This window comes from Enterococcus durans NBRC 100479 = LMG 10746 (genome assembly GCF_001544215.1).
Lineage (GTDB): Bacteria > Bacillota > Bacilli > Lactobacillales > Enterococcaceae > Enterococcus_B > Enterococcus_B durans.
In genome coordinates this window covers 1-18867 of the sequence record NZ_BCQB01000018.1, presented here as the reverse complement: position 1 = coordinate 18867, position 18867 = coordinate 1, and the positions used below count along the sequence as shown (strand labels likewise).

At 39.4% G+C, this 18867-nt stretch carries 19 protein-coding genes and 1 pseudogene; 18 read left to right on the top strand and 2 right to left on the bottom strand.

What is annotated here, in order from left to right; all coding sequences use genetic code 11:
- Nucleotides 1-60: 60 nt before the first annotated feature.
- Nucleotides 61-2289: an ATP-dependent Clp protease ATP-binding subunit gene (locus ED2_RS06840; protein WP_005876305.1), complete on the bottom strand. Its 2229-nt coding sequence runs from the start codon at nucleotides 2287-2289 to the stop codon at nucleotides 61-63.
- Between the two features lie 516 nt (nucleotides 2290-2805).
- Here ED2_RS06840 and ED2_RS06835 point away from each other — a divergent pair.
- From ED2_RS06835 to ED2_RS06810, 7 genes and pseudogenes are all read left to right on the top strand, one after another.
- On the top strand, nucleotides 2806-3072 hold the full coding sequence (locus tag ED2_RS06835) for a phosphocarrier protein HPr (protein WP_002287602.1): 267 nt from the start codon (nucleotides 2806-2808) through the stop codon (nucleotides 3070-3072).
- Nucleotides 3072-4799 carry a phosphoenolpyruvate--protein phosphotransferase gene (gene ptsP, locus ED2_RS06830; protein WP_005876303.1) on the top strand — a complete coding sequence of 576 codons (1728 nt, stop codon included), beginning with the start codon at nucleotides 3072-3074 and terminating at the stop codon, nucleotides 4797-4799. Before ED2_RS06835 ends, ptsP begins: the two co-directional genes overlap by 1 nt.
- Before the next feature lie 10 nt (nucleotides 4800-4809).
- Nucleotides 4810-4936 (top strand): annotated as a pseudogene (locus tag ED2_RS16360) (DUF3788 family protein); the annotation flags it as partial.
- Nucleotides 4937-5184: 248 nt separating this feature from the next.
- The gene (locus ED2_RS06825; protein ID WP_016177114.1) at nucleotides 5185-6189 is read left to right on the top strand and encodes an LTA glycolipid anchor biosynthesis glycosyltransferase, IagA/BgsA family; all 1005 of its coding nucleotides are present in this window, start codon (nucleotides 5185-5187) and stop codon (nucleotides 6187-6189) included.
- Nucleotides 6190-6233: 44 nt separating this feature from the next.
- Nucleotides 6234-7457 (top strand): glycosyltransferase family 4 protein, encoded by a 1224-nt coding sequence (locus ED2_RS06820; protein WP_016177115.1) that lies wholly within the window; start codon nucleotides 6234-6236, stop codon nucleotides 7455-7457.
- Between the two features lie 87 nt (nucleotides 7458-7544).
- Entirely contained in the window at nucleotides 7545-8432 is an 888-nt protein-coding gene (locus ED2_RS06815) for an NAD(P)-dependent oxidoreductase (RefSeq protein ID WP_060789730.1), read from the top strand.
- Nucleotides 8433-8517: 85 nt separating this feature from the next.
- Nucleotides 8518-8748 carry a YkuJ family protein gene (locus ED2_RS06810; protein ID WP_005876296.1) on the top strand — a complete coding sequence of 77 codons (231 nt, stop codon included), beginning with the start codon at nucleotides 8518-8520 and terminating at the stop codon, nucleotides 8746-8748.
- A gap of 168 nt (nucleotides 8749-8916) precedes the next feature.
- On the opposite strand, the gene ED2_RS06805 is transcribed toward ED2_RS06810, so the two are convergent.
- On the bottom strand, nucleotides 8917-9849 hold the full coding sequence (locus ED2_RS06805) for a GIY-YIG nuclease family protein (protein ID WP_016177117.1): 933 nt from the start codon (nucleotides 9847-9849) through the stop codon (nucleotides 8917-8919).
- 299 nt (nucleotides 9850-10148) lie between these two features.
- Here ED2_RS06805 and fabT point away from each other — a divergent pair, with 299 nt between their 5' ends.
- From fabT to ED2_RS06750, 11 genes are all read left to right on the top strand, one after another.
- Nucleotides 10149-10589: a fatty acid biosynthesis transcriptional regulator FabT gene (fabT, locus tag ED2_RS06800; protein WP_005876292.1), complete on the top strand. Its 441-nt coding sequence runs from the start codon at nucleotides 10149-10151 to the stop codon at nucleotides 10587-10589.
- Between the two features lie 9 nt (nucleotides 10590-10598).
- Nucleotides 10599-11561 carry a beta-ketoacyl-ACP synthase III gene (locus ED2_RS06795; RefSeq protein WP_005876290.1) on the top strand — a complete coding sequence of 321 codons (963 nt, stop codon included), beginning with the start codon at nucleotides 10599-10601 and terminating at the stop codon, nucleotides 11559-11561.
- A gap of 48 nt (nucleotides 11562-11609) precedes the next feature.
- Complete coding sequence (locus ED2_RS06790; protein ID WP_005876288.1) at nucleotides 11610-11834, top strand: acyl carrier protein; 225 nt, start codon at nucleotides 11610-11612, stop codon at nucleotides 11832-11834.
- Between the two features lie 106 nt (nucleotides 11835-11940).
- Nucleotides 11941-12876, top strand: a complete 936-nt coding sequence (gene fabD, locus ED2_RS06785; protein WP_016177118.1) for an ACP S-malonyltransferase — start codon at nucleotides 11941-11943, stop codon at nucleotides 12874-12876.
- Complete coding sequence (gene fabG / locus ED2_RS06780) at nucleotides 12867-13604, top strand: 3-oxoacyl-[acyl-carrier-protein] reductase (RefSeq protein WP_005876283.1); 738 nt, start codon at nucleotides 12867-12869, stop codon at nucleotides 13602-13604. The genes fabD and fabG overlap by 10 nt, the downstream gene beginning before the upstream one ends.
- A 19-nt stretch (nucleotides 13605-13623) precedes the next feature.
- A complete protein-coding gene (gene fabF, locus ED2_RS06775; RefSeq protein ID WP_005876281.1) occupies nucleotides 13624-14859 on the top strand; it encodes a beta-ketoacyl-ACP synthase II in 1236 nt (411 codons plus the stop codon).
- Between the two features lie 2 nt (nucleotides 14860-14861).
- Nucleotides 14862-15344, top strand: a complete 483-nt coding sequence (gene accB, locus ED2_RS06770; protein ID WP_025479869.1) for an acetyl-CoA carboxylase biotin carboxyl carrier protein — start codon at nucleotides 14862-14864, stop codon at nucleotides 15342-15344.
- A 23-nt stretch (nucleotides 15345-15367) separates the two neighbouring features.
- The gene (gene fabZ / locus ED2_RS06765; protein ID WP_005876277.1) at nucleotides 15368-15787 is read left to right on the top strand and encodes a 3-hydroxyacyl-ACP dehydratase FabZ; all 420 of its coding nucleotides are present in this window, start codon (nucleotides 15368-15370) and stop codon (nucleotides 15785-15787) included.
- Between the two features lie 7 nt (nucleotides 15788-15794).
- The gene (locus tag ED2_RS06760; protein WP_005876275.1) at nucleotides 15795-17174 is read left to right on the top strand and encodes an acetyl-CoA carboxylase biotin carboxylase subunit; all 1380 of its coding nucleotides are present in this window, start codon (nucleotides 15795-15797) and stop codon (nucleotides 17172-17174) included.
- Nucleotides 17175-18044 carry an acetyl-CoA carboxylase, carboxyltransferase subunit beta gene (gene accD / locus ED2_RS06755; RefSeq protein ID WP_005876272.1) on the top strand — a complete coding sequence of 290 codons (870 nt, stop codon included), beginning with the start codon at nucleotides 17175-17177 and terminating at the stop codon, nucleotides 18042-18044. It begins immediately after the preceding gene.
- Nucleotides 18037-18822: an acetyl-CoA carboxylase carboxyl transferase subunit alpha gene (locus ED2_RS06750; RefSeq protein ID WP_005876270.1), complete on the top strand. Its 786-nt coding sequence runs from the start codon at nucleotides 18037-18039 to the stop codon at nucleotides 18820-18822. Before accD ends, ED2_RS06750 begins: the two co-directional genes overlap by 8 nt.
- Nucleotides 18823-18867: the final 45 nt, after the last annotated feature.

The following is an 18867-nucleotide window of genomic DNA, read 5'->3' as shown; positions in this document are numbered from 1 at the left end:
GCCTATTCTGTCCCATGATGGGGTAGAATAGGCGTTCTGCTTTGATAAAATCCACCAGAATTATTCTGCTTCAGTTTCTTCTTTGACTAAACGTTCTGGTTTTGATGTGATAACGATTTTACCATCTTTATCTAATTTTGCTTTTAGATCTTGGATAGCTGGATGATCTAAGTAGAATTCGGCAATACCATCTTCAATCTGTTCTTGGATCGTTCGACGAAGAGGGCGAGCACCCATTGAAGGATCATATCCTAAATCGACTAATTTTTCTTTAACATTTGTTGGTACTTCAATGTGTAGTTGTTGGGCTGCCAACATATTGTTTACATCATCTAGCATTAGAGTGACGATCGTCATCAAGTTTTCTTTCGATAATGCATTGAATTCAATGATGCCATCAAAACGGTTCAAGAATTCAGGAGTAAAGTAGTTATTCAATTGATTCAAGACAGAGCGAGTGACACCTTCTCTTGCTGCACCAAAACCAACATTTGCTTCTACTTTTCCAGTACCAGCATTACTTGTCATGATGATGATCGTGTCTTTGAAGCTGACTGTTCGCCCTTGTGCATCCGTTAGTCGGCCATCATCTAGGATCTGTAAGAACATGTGCAACACATCAGGATGTGCTTTTTCCACTTCATCCAAGAGAATCAAGCTGTAAGGATTACGACGAACTTTTTCAGTCAATTGGCCTGCTTCTTCGTATCCAACGTAACCTGGAGGAGAACCAATCAATTTAGACACACTGTGTTTTTCCATGTACTCAGACATATCGAAACGAATCATTGAATCCTCAGAACCGAATAGTTCAAAGGCTAATTGTTTCGCTAACTCAGTTTTACCTACACCAGTTGGGCCTACAAATAGGAACGAACCGATTGGACGATTTTTCTTGTTTAGACCAACGCGATTGCGGCGGATGGCTTTTGCTACTCGATCCACTGCATTATCTTGCCCAATGACATGTGCTTTTAAATCACTTGCAAGATTTTTCAATTGTGTTTGTTCTTTTTCTTTTAATTCGCCGACAGGAATACCTGTACGTTGTTCAACGATTTTTTCCATATCTTTTTCAGTAATGACAGGTGTTTCTTCATCTGTCAATTGGCGTTCTTTCATTTTTTGCAATTTGTTGATTTGGTCACGATAATAAGCTGCTTTTTCGAAATCTTCTTCTTTTGAAGCTTGAGTCTTTTGTTCTTCTGCTTCTTGAAGCTTCTTATCGATCGTTTTAGGATCAACGATTTGGATCGTTAAGTTTTTCTTTGAACCAGTTTCGTCTAATAAGTCAATGGCCTTATCTGGTAAGAATCGGTCTTGGACATAGCGATTCGATAAAATAGCAGCAGCTTCGATTGCTTCATCTGTATATTTGACATGATGATAATCTTCGTAACGTTTTTGCAATCCTTTTAGGATACTGATTGTTTCCTTCACTGTAGGTTCGTCTACTCGGACTGGTTGCATGCGTCGTTCTAATGCTGCATCTTTTTCAATGATCCGGTACTCATTTAAAGTTGTAGCACCGACCATTTGAAGTTCACCACGGGCAAGGGCAGGTTTCAAAATGTTTCCAGCATCCATATTTCCATCTCCGGCAGAACCTGCACCAACGATTTCATGGACTTCATCAATGAACAAGATCACATTCTCTGCTTGCTTGATTTCTTCAATCAATTTTTGCATACGTTCTTCAAATTGACCACGGATACCAGTACCTTGAACTAAGGAAACGACATCTAACCGAATGACTTCTTTATCCATCAATTTTTGTGGAACATCACCGTCGACGATTTTTTGTGCAAGGCCTTCGACTACTGCTGTTTTACCAACACCTGGCTCACCAATCAATACAGGATTGTTTTTGGTCCGACGATTTAGGATCTCAATGACTCGTTTGATCTCATCATCTCTGCCGATCACTGGATCGATGTCTCCTTGACGTGCTTGTTCTGTGATATTGATACCATATTCACCGAGTAAGCCATCTGTATTTCCTTGAGGTGGTTGCCCGCCATTGAAATTGTTGTTTCCACCAAATTGAGTTGGTGGTGTTTGTTCCATATTTCCTTGTTGTTGCATTTGGCGTGACATTGATCGAAATAGATCGTCTAAACTGCCAAAACCAAAAGGATCATTTTGGGCCATACTTGTCAGACCTCCATTTTGTTGATTTTTGATTTTTTGATAACAACTTTGACAATAGTCCAGCTGTGTTCGCTGACCGTTTACTGTTGCATATAAGTGGATCGTTGCTTCATTTTTACCACAATTTTGACAAAGCATAAATGATTCACGTCCTTTCAGTTGATTACATTACTATTTTACAACCTGTTTTTGCTAAGGTAAAAGAATAACCCTCATTATTATAGGTAGTTAAGAAAGGTGAAAAATGTAGTTGACCATTCCTGACCTTTGAATTCTATTATACTAAATTTATTAACCGACGCAAGTATTTAGTTTGATTTGAGAAGGAAAGTGAAGAGTAGTGGATCGATGCTGGTAGAATAAGGAATAGAACACTATTCAACAACCATTTAAAAATCGTTCTGAAAATAACTTCCATGGTTAGAGTGGATGCATAGCCCTTACTGATGTTATGATATCCGCTGTCATTTTTAAAAACCATATGAAATATTTTTATACACTTTTGAGTGAATTTAAATGAAAACTGTTGTATCTGTCGGCAAAAAATGGTAATCTTTACAGATGAAAGGGTACTACTTCTTAGCGTTCCTAATGAATGTTAAAAAAGAAAACCCTCACATAAAAACAACACTCACTTAAAGGAGACCGATTAATATGGAAAAGAAAGAATTTCACGTAGTAGCAGAAACTGGGATCCACGCACGTCCAGCTACATTATTAGTACAAACAGCAAGCAAATTTAACTCTGATGTAAACTTAGAGTATAAAGGTAAATCAGTAAACTTGAAATCTATCATGGGCGTTATGTCTTTAGGTGTTGGCCAAGGTTCTGATGTTACTATCACAGCTGAAGGTGCTGACGAAGCGGATGCAATGGCAGCTATCGTTGAAACAATGAAGAAAGAAGGCTTATCTGAATAATGGTTGAAATGCTAAAAGGGATTGCCGCTAGTGACGGAGTTGCCGTTGCAAAAGCTTACCTGCTAGTTCAACCGGATTTAACATTCAGTAAGACAACAGTAGAAGATACTTCTGCCGAAGAATCTCGTTTAGATGATGCTTTAGCTAAATCTACTGAAGAATTGCAGCAAATTCGTGAAAAAGCAGCGCAAAGCTTAGGTGAAGCAGAGGCGCAAGTATTTGACGCTCATTTGATGGTTCTTTCAGATCCAGAAATGGTTGGTCAAATCAAACAAAATATCAAAGATAACAGTGTAAACGCTGAATCAGCGCTAAAAGAAGTTACTGATATGTATATCGGTATGTTCGAAGCGATGGAAGACAACGCATATATGAAAGAACGTGCGGCAGACATCCGTGATGTTGCGAAACGTATTTTAGCACATCTATTAGGAGTGACATTACCAAATCCCTCAATGATCAACGAAGAAGTGATCGTTGTTGCACATGATTTGACTCCTAGTGATACAGCGCAATTAGACCGCAAATATGTTAAAGCGTTTGTAACTGATATCGGCGGACGTACTTCACATTCTGCCATCATGGCTCGTTCTTTAGAAATTCCAGCAATCGTTGGAACAAAAGAAATCACTGCTAAAGTCAAAGAAGGCGACATTTTGGCTGTCAATGGGATCGAAGGCGATGTAATCGTTCACCCAACTGACGAACAAAAAGCTGAATTTGAAAAAATCGGTGCTGATTACGCTGCTCAAAAAGCAGAATGGGACAAACTAAAAAATGCTGAAACAGTTACAGCTGATGGCAAGCATTTTGAGTTAGCCGCAAACATTGGTACACCAAAAGATCTAGTTGGTGTTCACAACAATGGTGGTGAAGCAGTGGGTCTTTACCGTACAGAATTCTTGTACATGGATTCTCCTGACTTCCCTACTGAAGATGATCAATATGAAGCGTACAAAGCGGTTCTTGAAGGAATGGATGGTAAACCAGTCGTTGTTCGTACAATGGATATTGGTGGCGATAAAGAATTACCTTATCTGCAATTACCTCATGAAATGAACCCGTTCTTAGGCTATCGTGCGCTACGTATCAGCTTGTCTGAATTAGGTGACGAAATGTTCCGTACACAAATGCGCGCATTGTTACGTGCATCTGTTCATGGAAACTTACGCATCATGTTCCCAATGGTAGCGACTCTTAAAGAATTCCGTGCAGCGAAAGCAATCTTTGAAGAAGAAAAACAAAAATTAGTGAGCGAAGGCGTGGAAGTATCTGATACGATCCAAGTCGGCATCATGATTGAAATCCCTGCAGCAGCTGTCTTAGCAGATAAGTTTGCGAAGGAAGTTGACTTCTTCTCAGTAGGTACGAATGACTTGATTCAATACACAATGGCAGCTGACCGCATGAACGAACGTGTATCTTACTTGTATCAACCTTATAACCCTTCAATTTTACGTTTGATCAAAAACGTGATTGATGCAGCACATGCTGAAGGTAAATGGGCTGGTATGTGTGGAGAAATGGCTGGAGATCAAACCGCTGTTCCTTTACTTGTAGGTATGGGATTAGATGAGTTCTCAATGAGTGCGACATCTATCTTAAAAACACGTAGTTTAATGAAACGTTTAGACACAACGAAGATGGCTGAACTTGCTGATCGTGCTTTGAAAGAGTGCGACACAATGGAAGAAGTCGTTGAACTTGTTAACGAATACGTAAAATAAACAAGCTAGCAAAAAGAGGCCGGAACAGAAGTATTCAACTCCGAGAAATAAGAAGCGATTCACGGAAATTGCTTTTCAAATTTTTGTGAATTTCGGCTTATTTTCCAAAGGAGTTGCTTCTGTTCCCGCCGATTATTCATTTTTTAGAGCGTGAGGCAAAAGTATTTCTTACTTTTGCCCCACGCTCTTTTTTCATGACTTTAGAAAATCCAGTGATTATTACAGATAGGCATCAACAAGTCATCTAGATTTTTGTAATAGTAGTCAATAGCTGATTAAAATAAGCAAAAAACGCGTTATTTAGTGAACCTTTTAAAAATAGGGCTTAAGTTTGAGTGACAGTTTCCGTGCTATGTTATACTATATAAGTGAAGGAGGACGTAAATTGAAGGTATTATTATATTTTGAAAGTGAAAAAATGCTGGCAAAATCTGGTATCGGACGTGCACTTGACCATCAAAAACGTGCTCTAAAAGATGTAGGAGTTTCGTATACACTAGATAATAAGGAAGACTATGATATTTTGCACATCAATACATATGGTATCAATAGTCATAACATGGTTAATCAGGCGAGAAGAGATGGGAAAAAAATCGTTTATCATGCACACTCGACGGAAGAAGATTTCCGTAACTCGTTTATTGGCTCAAATCAATTGTCGCCCCTAGTCAAAAAATACTTAGTGGGACTATACAGTAAAGCGGATTACTTGATTACGCCCACTCCTTATTCAAAGCAATTATTGGAAGGCTATGGACTTACTGTACCGATTCAAGCAATTTCAAATGGAATCGATTTAGAAAAATATCGTCCTGATCCAATCAAGGAATTAAAATTCCGTGAACATTTTCAGCTTTCTGAAAATCAAAAAGTGATCATTTGTGTCGGGCTTTTCTTTGCCCGTAAAGGCATCATTGATTTTGTCGATATTGCTAAAAAAATGCCAGAATATACATTCATCTGGTTTGGACATGTGCCCATGTATTCGATTCCTAAAAATATTCGAAAAATTGTCAAAGAGGATCATCCTGACAATGTGATTTTTCCCGGATACATCAGCGGGGAGATTATTGAGGGGGCTTATTCTGGTGCAGATTTATTTTTCTTTTCTTCTTATGAAGAAACTGAAGGAATCGTCGTTTTAGAAGCACTAGCAAGCAAACAAAATGTTCTCGTACGAGACATTCCGGTGTATAATGGTTGGTTAGAAGACAGAAAAAATTGTTATATGGGAAATACGAATGATGAATTTTGCGAGATGATCAAAAGTATCATGGAAGAAGAAGTTCCTAGTTTGGTAGAAGCCGGGTATCAGACAGCCCAAGAGCGCAGTATCGAAAAAATTGGTGAGCAACTTCGAAATGTTTATCTGCAAGTACTTGATGAATAACATTATTCTAAAATAAAAACAGGGTAGTTTGGAGGCGAAAAAACATGAAAATTGGCTTTTTTACCGATACCTATTTTCCGCAGGTAAGCGGAGTTGCGACCTCAATAAAAACCTTAAAAGAAGAGCTAGAAAAAAATGGACATGAGGTATATATTTTTACAACGACTGATCCCAATGCTGATAAATTAGAAAAAGATGTGATCAGGATGCCAAGCGTGCCGTTTGTTTCATTTAAGGATCGTCGTGTAGTAGTGAGAGGAATGTGGTATGCCTATTTGGTAGCTAAAGAATTAGAATTGGAACTGATCCATACACATACAGAGTTTGGTGCTGGAATACTTGGGAAAATGGTCGCCAAGAAATTAAAAATTCCTTTGATCCATACGTACCACACGATGTATGAGGACTACTTGCACTATATCGCAAAAGGTAAAGTGCTTCGCCAGTCCCATGTGAAGTATCTTTCACGATTGTTCGCTAATCACACAACAGGCGTTGTTTGCCCAAGTGAGCGGGTAATCGATACGTTAAGAGGCTATGGTGTCGTTACACCATTACGTGTGATTCCAACGGGGATCGATATTGAAAAATTTAAGCGGGCCGATATCACGAATAAAGACATCGAAAAATTAAGGCAATCCTTGCACATCGAAAAGGATCAACTAATGATCCTCTCGTTGAGTCGGGTTTCCTATGAAAAAAACATTCAAGCGTTAGTTTATGGCTTGCCACAAATAATCAAAGCATATCCTAATGCACGCATGGTGATTGTCGGTAAAGGACCTTATTTGGAAGAACTACAGGAATTGATTGTTACGCTTGATTTGAGTGAATATGTCCAATTTACAGGGGAAGTGGCAAATGATGATGTTGCTTTATATTATAAAGCAGCGGATTTCTTTGTGAGTGCATCAACTTCAGAAACACAAGGACTAACGTATACAGAAGCTATGGCTGCTGGAACGCCTTGCGTTGTGGAAGGAAATGCCTACTTAAATCGCTTGTTTGACCATCCTTCTTTGGGTAGAACCTTTGAAACGGATCAGGATTTCGCACCAGCACTTATTGATTATATTAAAAGCGAAGTACCCCATGATCCACAAGTATTGGAATCAAAATTATATGAGATTTCTTCTACGCACTTTGGTGAAGCGATGATTGAATTTTATGAAGATATGATCGTCTATCATGCAAATGAATTACAAAGAAAAGAAGAAGAAGCGTCAATCGAAAGAATAAAAATAAAATTAAATTCGTTTAAACGATAAAAATCAGGCGTTTACTCTAAAAAAATCCTTGTTTCTGGCGTATACTAGCATAGAGACAAGGATTTTTGATTTTTAGGAGGTAAAGAGATGAAAATTGGATTTATTGGTACCGGAGTAATGGGGAGTGCGATCGTACGTCACCTGCTAGAAGCCGGGCATGAGTTGACTGTCTATAATCGAACAAAAGCAAAAACAGATCAGCTTGTAAAAGAGGGAGCCGTTTGGGCAGATACGCCAAGAGAGGTAGCTGCTACTAGTGAAGTCATCTTTTCGATGGTAGGCTATCCACAAGATGTAGAAGAAATCTACTATGGGGATACTGGCATTTTTGCTACTGATGTGACGAATCGTGTCTTAGTCGATTTGACAACAAGCACACCGACTTTAGCAGAAAAAATTGCAAAAACTGCCAAAGAAAAAGGAGCAGCTGCGCTAGATGCTCCAGTATCTGGTGGAGATCTAGGTGCTAAAAATGCGACATTAACGATCATGGTCGGTGGAGAAAAAGAGATATATGATAAAATTTTGCCACTATTTCAAGTCTTTGGAACGACCTTCACGCTTCACGGATCAGCAGGTAAAGGGCAGCATACTAAAATGGCAAATCAGATCATGATTGCAGGCACAATGACAGGTATCACGGAAATGTTGGTTTATGCGGAAAAAGCCAGTCTTGATCTAGAAAAAGTCATTGAAACACTTGGCGGGGGCAGCGCAGCCAATTGGTCATTAAGTAACTATTCTCCTCGCATCCTGAAAAACGATTATACACCTGGTTTCTTTGTCAAACATTTTATCAAAGATTTAAAAATTGCTTTGGATGAAGCAGAGAAGCTTTCTTTAACGTTGCCAGCGACGGACCAAGCGCTGAAATTATACGAACAGTTAGCTGATCAAGGCTTTGAAAATGATGGGACGCAGGCTTTGATTAAACTTTGGTGGCCTGATGGAAAGATACCAGAAAAAAAATCTTAAAAAACTCGATTTTTTAGAGAAAATCAATGCAAGTCGGCCATGCTTTTGATACAATATAACAGAAATAAGAAAAGGAGGACCTCCGATGGCACATTCACAATTGGTTGCAATCATTAAACGACTGGAGGCTATGGTCGAATCAGCAGATAATGAACTGCAAGTCCGTCGTTTTGAAAAAGAGGGCGCTGAAAAATGTACAGTAACTTATGATAAAGCGACTGAAACATTTGAATTAACTGAAACAGATTCACATCAACAATATGAATTTGACAATATCGATATCGTAGCAATGGAGATTTATGACTTGATTCAATAAGAGTTTGCTTGAGGACAAGGAGTTGGCCTCTGCTTATCTTTTAGAAGAATCAATACAAAGTATTTCTCTTCAAGCACTGATCGGTGTATTGTTTGCTAGATTTCGATCAGAATAGTAAGAGATAAAAAATAGAGAAGATTCCTAACCATTCGTTTTAGGAGTTCTTCTCTATTTTTTTGACTCTAGACTCGTTTCTCTCTGAATTCTTCTATAGTAACTCATCAAGATAAGCACAGGGTCGATTTCGTCTTTTGATAATTGACGCTTTAATGCTAGTGTCTTTTCGCCTTTTTCATAATAAAAGTGAGGAGCCTCATCTGCTTTGGTAATCACTGTATCTGCAAGCTGTCCGTAACAGATCAAGTAGTGTTTTCGCCTAGTGTCATCTATTGCTAGAGGTAAGCTGAAAGATATTTCAGGCGTCCGCAAAAATTTTTTCTGCTCTTTTATCTTTTGGATAAAAGAAGAGGTCAATTCGATCTCGCGTTGGAGCACTGCCGCTTTTTCAAAATTCAACTGTTGGATAAAGTGGTCTTGTCTAAGTTTTTGGTAAGTCAATAGTTTTTTATTTCTTCCTTGAAGCAGTCCTTGGATCTCTTTTTTCTTTTGCAGATAAGAGAGCTGTGCAACCTCTGGAAGTTGGGTCTGCAAAGCTAAACGACTGATTTCGGAAAGCCAAGGCATTTGATAGGTTTCTTCAATGATCCTTAAAATGATTGGCATTTTCTTATATAATCGAAAAGGCCCATAAGTGTGAGCGAGTGGCACATCCGAAAGACTGAAGCCCTCGTCCGAAATATGTAAATAATTATAATTACTGAAATAATTCATTTGTCGGTTGTAAAAGGGGCGGTAATACTGAATCAGTTGGCACTCTAATAATAGAGCATCTAATTCTGTGTCTACCACGACAAAATCAAAATCATCGATATGATGGATCAGACGACGGACTTTTTTTGAATGTTGCTGGTTTTTGTGAAAGTACGTACTTACGCGATTTTTTAATTTTTTCGCTTTTCCAACATAGATAACGGAACCTTCTTTATTTTTCATTAAATAAACACCAGGTAATAGTGGTAGTTGTTTTACTTTTTCTTTCAAGGGCGTATCTCCTTTTTTCCAAAGCTACTATAGCAAATTTCAGTTATAGCGACAACTTTTAAGTTTAAATATAAAGAAATTCATAAAAATACTTTGATAATCAAATCAATTTTATTTTATACATATTTAATAATGATAATCTTAAATGCTGATTTATCAACTTTTTTAAATTAGCAATAGATTAAAAAAATATCATAAAAGAAAAAAAGTGATTTTTAAGGTTGCATTTTGAAAAAAGATAAGATATAGTTTGAACATCAAATGATTTGATAATCAAACTAATTAGTGGATGGTGGAACATGGAACCAGATTTAAAAACAGTAAATGATTATCTTGTTAGTGTGTTCAACGACATCTTGACAATCGAAGAATCTGAGCTGAAAAAATCTCAGTTTAAAGACTTGTCGATCACGGAAATGCATACGATCGAGGCAATTGGGATGTATAAGAAAAAAACGACTTCAGAAGTAGCCAAAGAACTGTCGATTACTGTTGGGACCTTGACCACTGCTATCAATAAGTTAGTAAAAAAAGGCTATGTTGAACGCATCCGAAGTGAAGATGACCGTCGCGTTGTAAAACTTGGGTTGACGAAAAAAGGGAAACTTTTGTATCGTGTCCACCAACATTTCCATCGAGAAATGGTCAAGAATATTTTGGATAGTATGGCTACGGAAGAACAACATGCTTTACTGGCTGCGTTGAAAAACTTGCATGATTTTTTGCGAGATTACAAGTGAGGATTTTTAATGGAACAATTTGGAACGATCACAGCAACCGCTAGTGTCCTTCCCGAAAAAATCATTACCAATGAGGATCTTTCTAAAATGATGGATACATCAGACGAATGGATCGCATCTCGAACGGGTATTAGACAAAGACGTTGTGTCACAGATCAAGAAACTTCTGATTTATGCTATTTGGTAGCAGAAAAATTATTGAAAAAAAGAAATACCGCTGCGAGCGAACTTGATTTTATCATTGTTGCAACGATGTCGCCCGATTATGCGACACCTTCTGTAGCTGTTCAGGTACAAGGGAAGATCGGTGCAATGACAGCTATCGCATTTGATATCAGTGCAGCTTGCTCTGGCTTTGTTTACGCATTGAGTTTGGCGGAAAAGCTGATTCGCTGTGGCTCCAAAAAAGGCCTCGTTATCGGTGGTGAGACATTATCAAAATTGATTGATTGGTCTGACCGCACAACAGCTGTTTTGTTTGGAGATGGTGCAGGTGGTGTGTTGCTTGAAGCTGGAAACGAACAAAAATTATTGGCTGAACATTTGGCCGCTGATGGTACGCGGGGGACTTCACTTACTGCAGGCTATCATCACAATGCTTCGCCAATTTATACAGAAGATTCAGAAGGTTCTTTCTATTTAAAGATGGTGGGAAGAGATATCTTTGATTTTGCTGTCAGAGACGTTGCGAAAAACATTAAAGAAATCATCAAAGATGAGCCAGTTGATTATCTGCTTTTGCATCAAGCGAATCTTAGGATCATTGAAAAGATTGCACGAAAAGTAAAAGTGCCACAAGAAAAATTTCTGACAAATATGGATAAATACGGCAATACCTCTGCTGCAAGTATTCCGATCCTATTGGACGAAGCGGTAACTAGTGGAAGAATCACTTTAGGAAAAAAACAAAAGGTAGTATTTACAGGTTACGGTGGAGGTTTAACTTGGGGAAGCATCCTCATGGAGCTGTAAACTGATAAAACATAAAAAAATGTAAACAATATCGGAGGAATATAGATTATGGTATTCGAAAAAATTCAAGAAATTATTGCTGAAGAATTAGGAAAAGAAACTGAAGAAATCAAATTAACAACAAATATCCAAGAAGACTTAGAAGCAGATAGCTTGGATTTATTCCAAATCATTAACGAAATCGAAGATGAATTTGATGTGAAGATCGAAACAGAAGACGGTATCAAAACAGTTCAAGATTTAGTAACTTATGTTGAAAAACAAACTGCATAATCATTGAGATTAGGTTGGGGGCTGGGACATTTCCTTTTATGGGGATGTCTTGGTCTTTTTTACTAAATAGTTGCATCACTAATCCTAAAACTATTGGAGAAAATAAATGAAAACAGCATTTTTATTTAGCGGACAAGGCGCTCAATATCAAGGGATGGGTCAAGACCTCTACCATGAGCCAATCGTAAAAAAAACATTTGATGAATCAAGCGAGATTTTAAGCTATGACATGGCGGAATTATGCTTTTCAGAAAATGAAAAATTGAATCAAACGATGTACACACAACCGGCAATTCTAACTGTGAGTATCGCTTATCAGCGCTTATTGAAGGAACATGGGATTTTTCCGCAAGCTGCTTTAGGGCTTAGTCTAGGAGAATATTCTGCATTAGTTGCAAGTGAGGCATTGCCATTTTCTGAAGCAGTTGCACTGGTAGCAAAAAGAGGTGCTTATATGACAGAAGCAGCACCTACTGGTAGTGGAAAGATGGTTGCTGTGATGAATGCACCTATCGAAGTCATTGAAGAATGCTGTGAAAAAGCACAAGAACTAGGTATCGTCTCACCAGCAAATTACAATACGCCACAACAAATCGTGATCGGTGGAGAAGCGCAGGCGGTGGATCAAGCAGTTGCTTTACTGCAAGAACAAGGAATCAAACGAATGATCCCGTTGAATGTCAGTGGACCTTTCCATACGGCAATTTTAGCACCTGCATCAGAGAAATTAGCAACAGAGTTAAAGAATGTTGCATTCAATGAACCGAAAATCCCAGTCATTAGCAATACAACAACCGAAGTGATGACAAAGGAACGCATACCGATTTTACTTGAGCAGCAAGTGATGAAGCCGGTTCGTTTCTATGAAAGCATCCATCGTTTGAAAGAGCAGGGAATCGAACAAGTCATTGAAGTTGGACCTGGAAAAGTTCTCAGAGGATTTATGAAAAAAATCGATAAATCGATCCCTGTTCTGCGGGTCGATAATCAAGCAACATTTGAGGAAACAATGACAAGTATCGGAGGTATGTCATGGAGCTAACAGGAAAAAATGTGTTTATCACAGGTAGTACTAGAGGAATCGGCGCAGCAGTAGCTATCGCTTTTGCAAAAAAAGGGGCAAACATTATCCTTAATGGACGAGGAGAGATCCCAGAAGAGAAAATCTCAGAGATCAAAGCGCTAGGAGTAGAGTGTATTGGTGTTTCTGGAGACATCTCAGATTATGAAAAAGCTGGAATGATGATCAACGAAGCAGAGGCTCAATTAGGTTCTGTTGACATATTGATCAATAATGCCGGAATCACGAATGACAAATTAGTGATGCGCATGTCGGCAGAAGATTTCAAAAAATGTTTAGATATTAATTTGACAGGAACATTCAATATGACCCAACACGTTTTAAAGAAAATGATGAAAAAACGCGTTGGTGCGATCATCAACTTATCAAGTGTTTCAGGTTTGATCGGTAATGTCGGTCAAGCAAATTATGCAGCAAGCAAAGCTGGTGTAGTTGGTTTCACAAAGTCGGTTGCTCGAGAAGCAGCGACTAGAGGTATTACTTGTAACGCAATTGCTCCTGGATTTATTGCTACAGATATGACAGAAGTATTATCAGAAAAAGTCAAAGAACAAGTGGAAAAACAAATTCCAATGCAACGTTTTGGACAGGTGGAAGATGTCGCGAATACAGCAATATTCTTGGCACAGAGTCCATACATTACTGGACAAGTCATCAATGTCGATGGCGGATTGGTCATGCACGGATAAACAAGGAGGAAATAAATCAATGAATCGAGTAGTAATCACTGGTTATGGTGTCACTTCACCAATTGGTAATGATGCTGAGAGCTTTTTAGAAAGTTTGCAAAAAGGAACAAACGGGATTGCACCCATTACAAAATTTGACGCCACAGAAACAGGCATCACTTTAGCAGGAGAGGTAAAAGATTTTCCTTATGATAAATATTTTGTAAAAAAAGATAGCAAACGTATGGATATGTTCTCGATTTATGGTATCTATGCAGCCCTAGAAGCGATGGGGATGAGTGGATTAAATAAAGATGAAATCGATCAGGATCGTTTCGGGGTCATTGTTGGATCAGGGATCGGTGGCTTACCAACGATCGAAAACCAAGTTATCCGAATGCACGATAAGGGACCTCAACGAGTATCACCAATGTTTGTGCCGATGTCTATTGCCAACATGGCAGCCGGTAATATTGCTTTGCGTGTAGGCGCAAAAGGTATCTGTACAGCCATCGTAACAGCATGCGCAAGTGGAACCAATGCGATTGGAGAAGCTTTCCGCAACATCAAACATGGATATTCTGATGTCATCTTAGCAGGTGGAACGGAAGCAACGATTTGTGAAATGGGGATTGCTGGATTCGCAGCATTGACTGCTTTGTCTCGTTCGACAGATCCGACTCGTGGTTCTATTCCATTCGATGAAGAGCGAAATGGCTTTGTCATGGGTGAAGGTGCCGGTGTATTAGTTATCGAATCTTTGGAACATGCACAAGCACGTGGAGCTAAGATCTATGGGGAAATCGTCGGTTATGGTTCAAATTGTGATGCATACCATATGACTGCTCCAACACCTGACGGCTCTGGTGCTTCAAAAGCGATGAAATTAGCGATGGCAGAAGCTGGCATCACACCAGAAGAAGTGGGTTATATCAATGCCCACGGTACAAGTACGCCTGCAAATGATCAAGCAGAAGCAAAAGCGATTCAAATTGCTTTGGGTGATAGTTTTAAAGAAACATATGTCAGCAGTACAAAATCAATGACAGGACATCTATTAGGTGCTGCTGGAGGAATTGAAGCGTTAGCAACCTTGATGGCCCTTGAACACCAATTTATTCCACCAAATATCAATGTTCAAAAACAAGATCCAGAAATCGACTTGAATGTTGTGATCAACGAAAGCAAACCTGCAGAACTGACTTATGCGATGAGCAATTCTTTAGGCTTTGGTGGGCATAACGCAGTCTTGTGTATGAAACGCTGGGAGGAATAATGTTGAATATCAATGAAATCAAAGAATTAGTCAGCCAATTTGACGGATCTTCGCTTACAGAATTTGATCTTCGAGAAGGACAATTCGAATTATACATGAATAAAAATGAATCAAGTCGTGGAGTGTCATCTCCTACGTCAACAGTGGAAGTTCCCAACGTTGTGATGGCTGAACCGGTTGTTCCATCTTCAACTAGACCTGAAGTTTCTAAAGAAACTACGCAAACAGCGACTGAATCATTTGATGGTATTGAAGTAAACTCTCCAATTGTTGGGATCGTTTATCTACAACCTGCACCAGATAAACCACAATTCAAATCAGTGGGCGATAAAGTAACAAAAGGTGAAGTGATTTGTATCATTGAAGCGATGAAACTGATGAATGAGATCACTAGTGAAGTGGATGGTCAGATCGTTGAGATCCTTGTAGAGAATGAAGCAATCGTAGAATATGGGCAACCACTCTTCAGAATTCAACCAAACTAAGTAAATCAGGAAAGAGGGACAACATGAACATTCAAGAAATCAAAGAAATTATTCCGCATCGTTATCCGATGTTACTGATTGATCGAGTAGAGGAAATGATTGAAGGAGAGCGGATCGTTGCCAAAAAAAATGTGACGATCAACGAACCATTTTTTCAAGGACATTTTCCGGAAGAACCTGTGATGCCAGGAGTTTTGATCGTAGAAGCGATGGCACAAGCTGGAGCAGTTGCTCTATTGTCTTTAGAACAGTTTAAAGGAAAAACGGCTTACTTTGGCGGCTTAGATAAAGCAAAATTTCGCCGTAAAGTAACACCAGGAGATACATTATACCTTGAAGTTGAAATCACTAAAATCAAATCTTCTGCAGGTATCGGAAAAGGAATCGCAAAAGTGGACGGCAAAAAAGTTGCTGAAGCTGAATTAACCTTTATGATTGGATAGGTGAGTTATGTTTTCAAAAGTTTTGATAGCGAATCGTGGCGAAATTGCCGTACGAATTATCCGTGCTTGTCGTGAGCTTGGGATTCAAACTGTTGCTGTGTACTCACAGGCAGATGCTGATGCGCTTCATACGCAACTTGCAGATGAGGCCATCTGCATAGGACCAGCTAAAGCGACTGATTCATATTTGAATGTGCAAGAAGTCTTAAGTGCTGCCATCGTGACAAAAGCAGAAGCAATCCATCCTGGGTTCGGGTTTTTGTCAGAAAATAGTCGGTTTGCTTCGATGTGTGAAGAATGCAATATTGCGTTTATAGGACCTAAAAGTGCCACGATCGATGCAATGGGAAATAAAATCAATGCGCGCCGTTTAATGCAAGAAGCAAATGTTCCGGTTATTCCCGGTAGTGATGGCGTATTATCAACGGTGGAAGAAGCATTAGAGATTGCAGATAAGATTGGATATCCTGTCATGCTAAAAGCAGCAGCTGGCGGTGGCGGAAAAGGGATCCGAAAAGTTTTATCTAAAGAAGAATTGCCACAGCATTTTTCTTCGGCCCAACAAGAAGCGGCAGCGGCTTTTGGAAATGATGAGATGTATCTAGAAAAAATCATTTATCCGGCAAGACATATCGAAGTACAAATATTAGGGGATCATTATGGGAATGTCCTCCATTTAGGTGAAAGAGATTGTTCTTTGCAACGAAACAATCAAAAAGTGTTAGAAGAGTCTCCATCCGTCGTTATTTCTCAAAGTAAGAGAGACAGTTTAGGAGCAGCTGCAGTACGTGCAGCTAAAGCGGTGAACTACGAAAATGCAGGAACGATTGAATTCTTGATGGATGAATCTGGAGAATTTTATTTCATGGAAATGAATACAAGGATCCAAGTTGAACATCCTGTAACAGAAATGGTCACTAATATTGATCTAGTAAAAAAACAGATCGAGATTGCTTCTGGGTTGCCATTAGAAATCACGCAAGGTGAGGTGGTTTTCTCTGGTCATGCGATTGAATGTCGAATCAATGCTGAAAATCCCGCATTTCATTTTGCGCCTTCTCCTGGTACGATCCACAATCTGTTATTACCAGCAGGAGGAATGGGGCTTCGTGTCGATAGTGCCGTGTATTCCGGTTATACGATCCCACCATATTATGATTCAATGATCGCAAAAGTGATCGTTCATGGTGATACACGCTTTGAAGCACTGATGAAGATGCAACGTGCGCTTAGTGAAATCGTAACAGATGGCGTCATTACAAATGCCGAATTTCAGATGGATCTGATCAGTCATCCAGCGGTCATCGCCGGTGACTACAGCACTGCCTTTTTACAAGAAGAATTTTTACCGAATTGGTCACCCGAAACGGAGATAGGAGACGAGTAGATGGCTTTATTCAAGAAGAAAAAATACATTCGAATCAATCCCAATAGAGAAGAAAAGCCAACGAATGCGCCGTCTATTCCAGACAATATGTGGGCGAAATGTCCAAATTGCAAGCATATCATCTATACAAAAGATATAGGTGAGGAAAAAATCTGTCCTCATTGCGACTATAATTTTCGCATCAGTGCATGGCAAAGACTCGCATTGATCATTGATGAGAAAAGCTTAGAGGAATGGGATACGGAACTGGTTACGAAAGATCCATTAGACTTTCCAGGGTATCAAGAAAAAATCCAGAAAATGCAAGAAAAGACTGGCCTAAATGAGGCGGTACTTACAGGTAAGGCAACGATCAACGGGCTAAGTTTTGCTGTCGGTGTCATGGACTCCAATTTCATCATGGGAAGTATGGGCACAGTGGTCGGTGAAAAAATCACACGGCTATTTGAACGAGCAGAAAAAGAACAGTTACCAGTTGTTTTATTTACAGCTTCAGGGGGAGCCAGAATGCAGGAAGGTATTTTTTCTTTGATGCAGATGGCAAAAATATCTGCAGCAGTGAAACGGCACAGTAACGCTGGCTTGTTTTACTTGACTGTGCTGACTGATCCAACTACTGGTGGTGTAACAGCCAGTTTTGCGATGGAAGGCGACGTCATCATAGCAGAACCACAAAGTTTGATTGGTTTTGCAGGGAGACGTGTGATCGAGCAGACGATCAAACAAGAACTTCCGGATGATTTTCAAAAAGCTGAATTTTTACTGGCACACGGCTTCGTGGATGAAATCGTTCCGAGAAAAGAACTGAAGAAAACGATATATGGGTTGCTTGAATTGCATACGCAGAAAGGTTGGATAAATCATGGATAGAACAGCACATGAAATTGTTCAACTGGCACGCGAAAAAGATCGTTGGACAAGTCTGGATTTTTTTGAAAATATTTTTGAAGGGTTTCGTGAATTCCACGGCGATCGTTTATTTGGGGATGATGAAGCGGTTGTCGGAGGTGTAGCTAAATTAGATGGAAAACCTGTGACAGTGATCGGCATCCAAAAAGGACGAGATCTACAAGAAAACATCCGCAGGAATTTCGGCTCTCCTCATCCTGAAGGGTATCGCAAAGCTTTACGTTTAATGAAACAGGCAGAGAAATTCAAACGACCAGTGATCACATTGATCAATACAGCCGGGGCTTATTGTGGGATCGGTGCGGAAGAACGTGGTGAAGGGGAAGCAATTGCTCGGAATTTACTAGAGATGTCGGATCTAAAAGTACCGATCATTGCTATCATCATTGGTGAAGGAGGTAGCGGCGGTGCGCTAGCGCTTGGACTAGCAGATGAAGTCTGGATGTTGGAACAAACGATCTATGCTGTTTTATCTCCTGAAGGATTTGCTTCTATTCTGTGGAAAGATGGGAGTCGGGCAGCTGAAGCAGCTGAGTTGATGAAAGTCGCTGCTACCGAACTGTTTGATCTAGAGGTGATTGATCGTGTGATTCCTGAAACCTTCAATGGTGAACCATTAAGCAAAGAAAAAGTTAGCCGAATGATGCAAAAAGCATTGATTGAAAAACTAACTGAACTATGCCAAACTTCCGTAGAAAAATTGGTGGAAAGACGTTATCAACGTTTCCGAAAATTTTAACGGATAAATCAATAAGAGTATGTACGTTGCCTTTAGAAAAAAGGG

Excerpts from the sequence above, each read along its gene's own strand:
- fabG (WP_005876283.1), top strand. The coding sequence starts at position 12,867 with ATGGAGCTAACAGGAAAAAATGTGTTTATCACAGGTAGTACTAGAGGA.
- fabD (WP_016177118.1), top strand. The coding sequence starts at position 11,941 with ATGAAAACAGCATTTTTATTTAGCGGACAAGGCGCTCAATATCAAGGG.
- ED2_RS06840 (WP_005876305.1), bottom strand. The coding sequence starts at position 2,289 with ATGCTTTGTCAAAATTGTGGTAAAAATGAAGCAACGATCCACTTATAT.
- ED2_RS06820 (WP_016177115.1), top strand. The coding sequence starts at position 6,234 with ATGAAAATTGGCTTTTTTACCGATACCTATTTTCCGCAGGTAAGCGGA.
- ED2_RS06795 (WP_005876290.1), top strand. The coding sequence starts at position 10,599 with ATGGAACAATTTGGAACGATCACAGCAACCGCTAGTGTCCTTCCCGAA.
- accD (WP_005876272.1), top strand. The coding sequence starts at position 17,175 with ATGGCTTTATTCAAGAAGAAAAAATACATTCGAATCAATCCCAATAGA.
- fabF (WP_005876281.1), top strand. The coding sequence starts at position 13,624 with ATGAATCGAGTAGTAATCACTGGTTATGGTGTCACTTCACCAATTGGT.
- ED2_RS06750 (WP_005876270.1), top strand. The coding sequence starts at position 18,037 with ATGGATAGAACAGCACATGAAATTGTTCAACTGGCACGCGAAAAAGAT.
- fabZ (WP_005876277.1), top strand. The coding sequence starts at position 15,368 with ATGAACATTCAAGAAATCAAAGAAATTATTCCGCATCGTTATCCGATG.
- ptsP (WP_005876303.1), top strand. The coding sequence starts at position 3,072 with ATGGTTGAAATGCTAAAAGGGATTGCCGCTAGTGACGGAGTTGCCGTT.
- ED2_RS06835 (WP_002287602.1), top strand. The coding sequence starts at position 2,806 with ATGGAAAAGAAAGAATTTCACGTAGTAGCAGAAACTGGGATCCACGCA.
- ED2_RS06790 (WP_005876288.1), top strand. The coding sequence starts at position 11,610 with ATGGTATTCGAAAAAATTCAAGAAATTATTGCTGAAGAATTAGGAAAA.
- ED2_RS06815 (WP_060789730.1), top strand. The coding sequence starts at position 7,545 with ATGAAAATTGGATTTATTGGTACCGGAGTAATGGGGAGTGCGATCGTA.
- fabT (WP_005876292.1), top strand. The coding sequence starts at position 10,149 with ATGGAACCAGATTTAAAAACAGTAAATGATTATCTTGTTAGTGTGTTC.
- ED2_RS06760 (WP_005876275.1), top strand. The coding sequence starts at position 15,795 with ATGTTTTCAAAAGTTTTGATAGCGAATCGTGGCGAAATTGCCGTACGA.
- ED2_RS06810 (WP_005876296.1), top strand. The coding sequence starts at position 8,518 with ATGGCACATTCACAATTGGTTGCAATCATTAAACGACTGGAGGCTATG.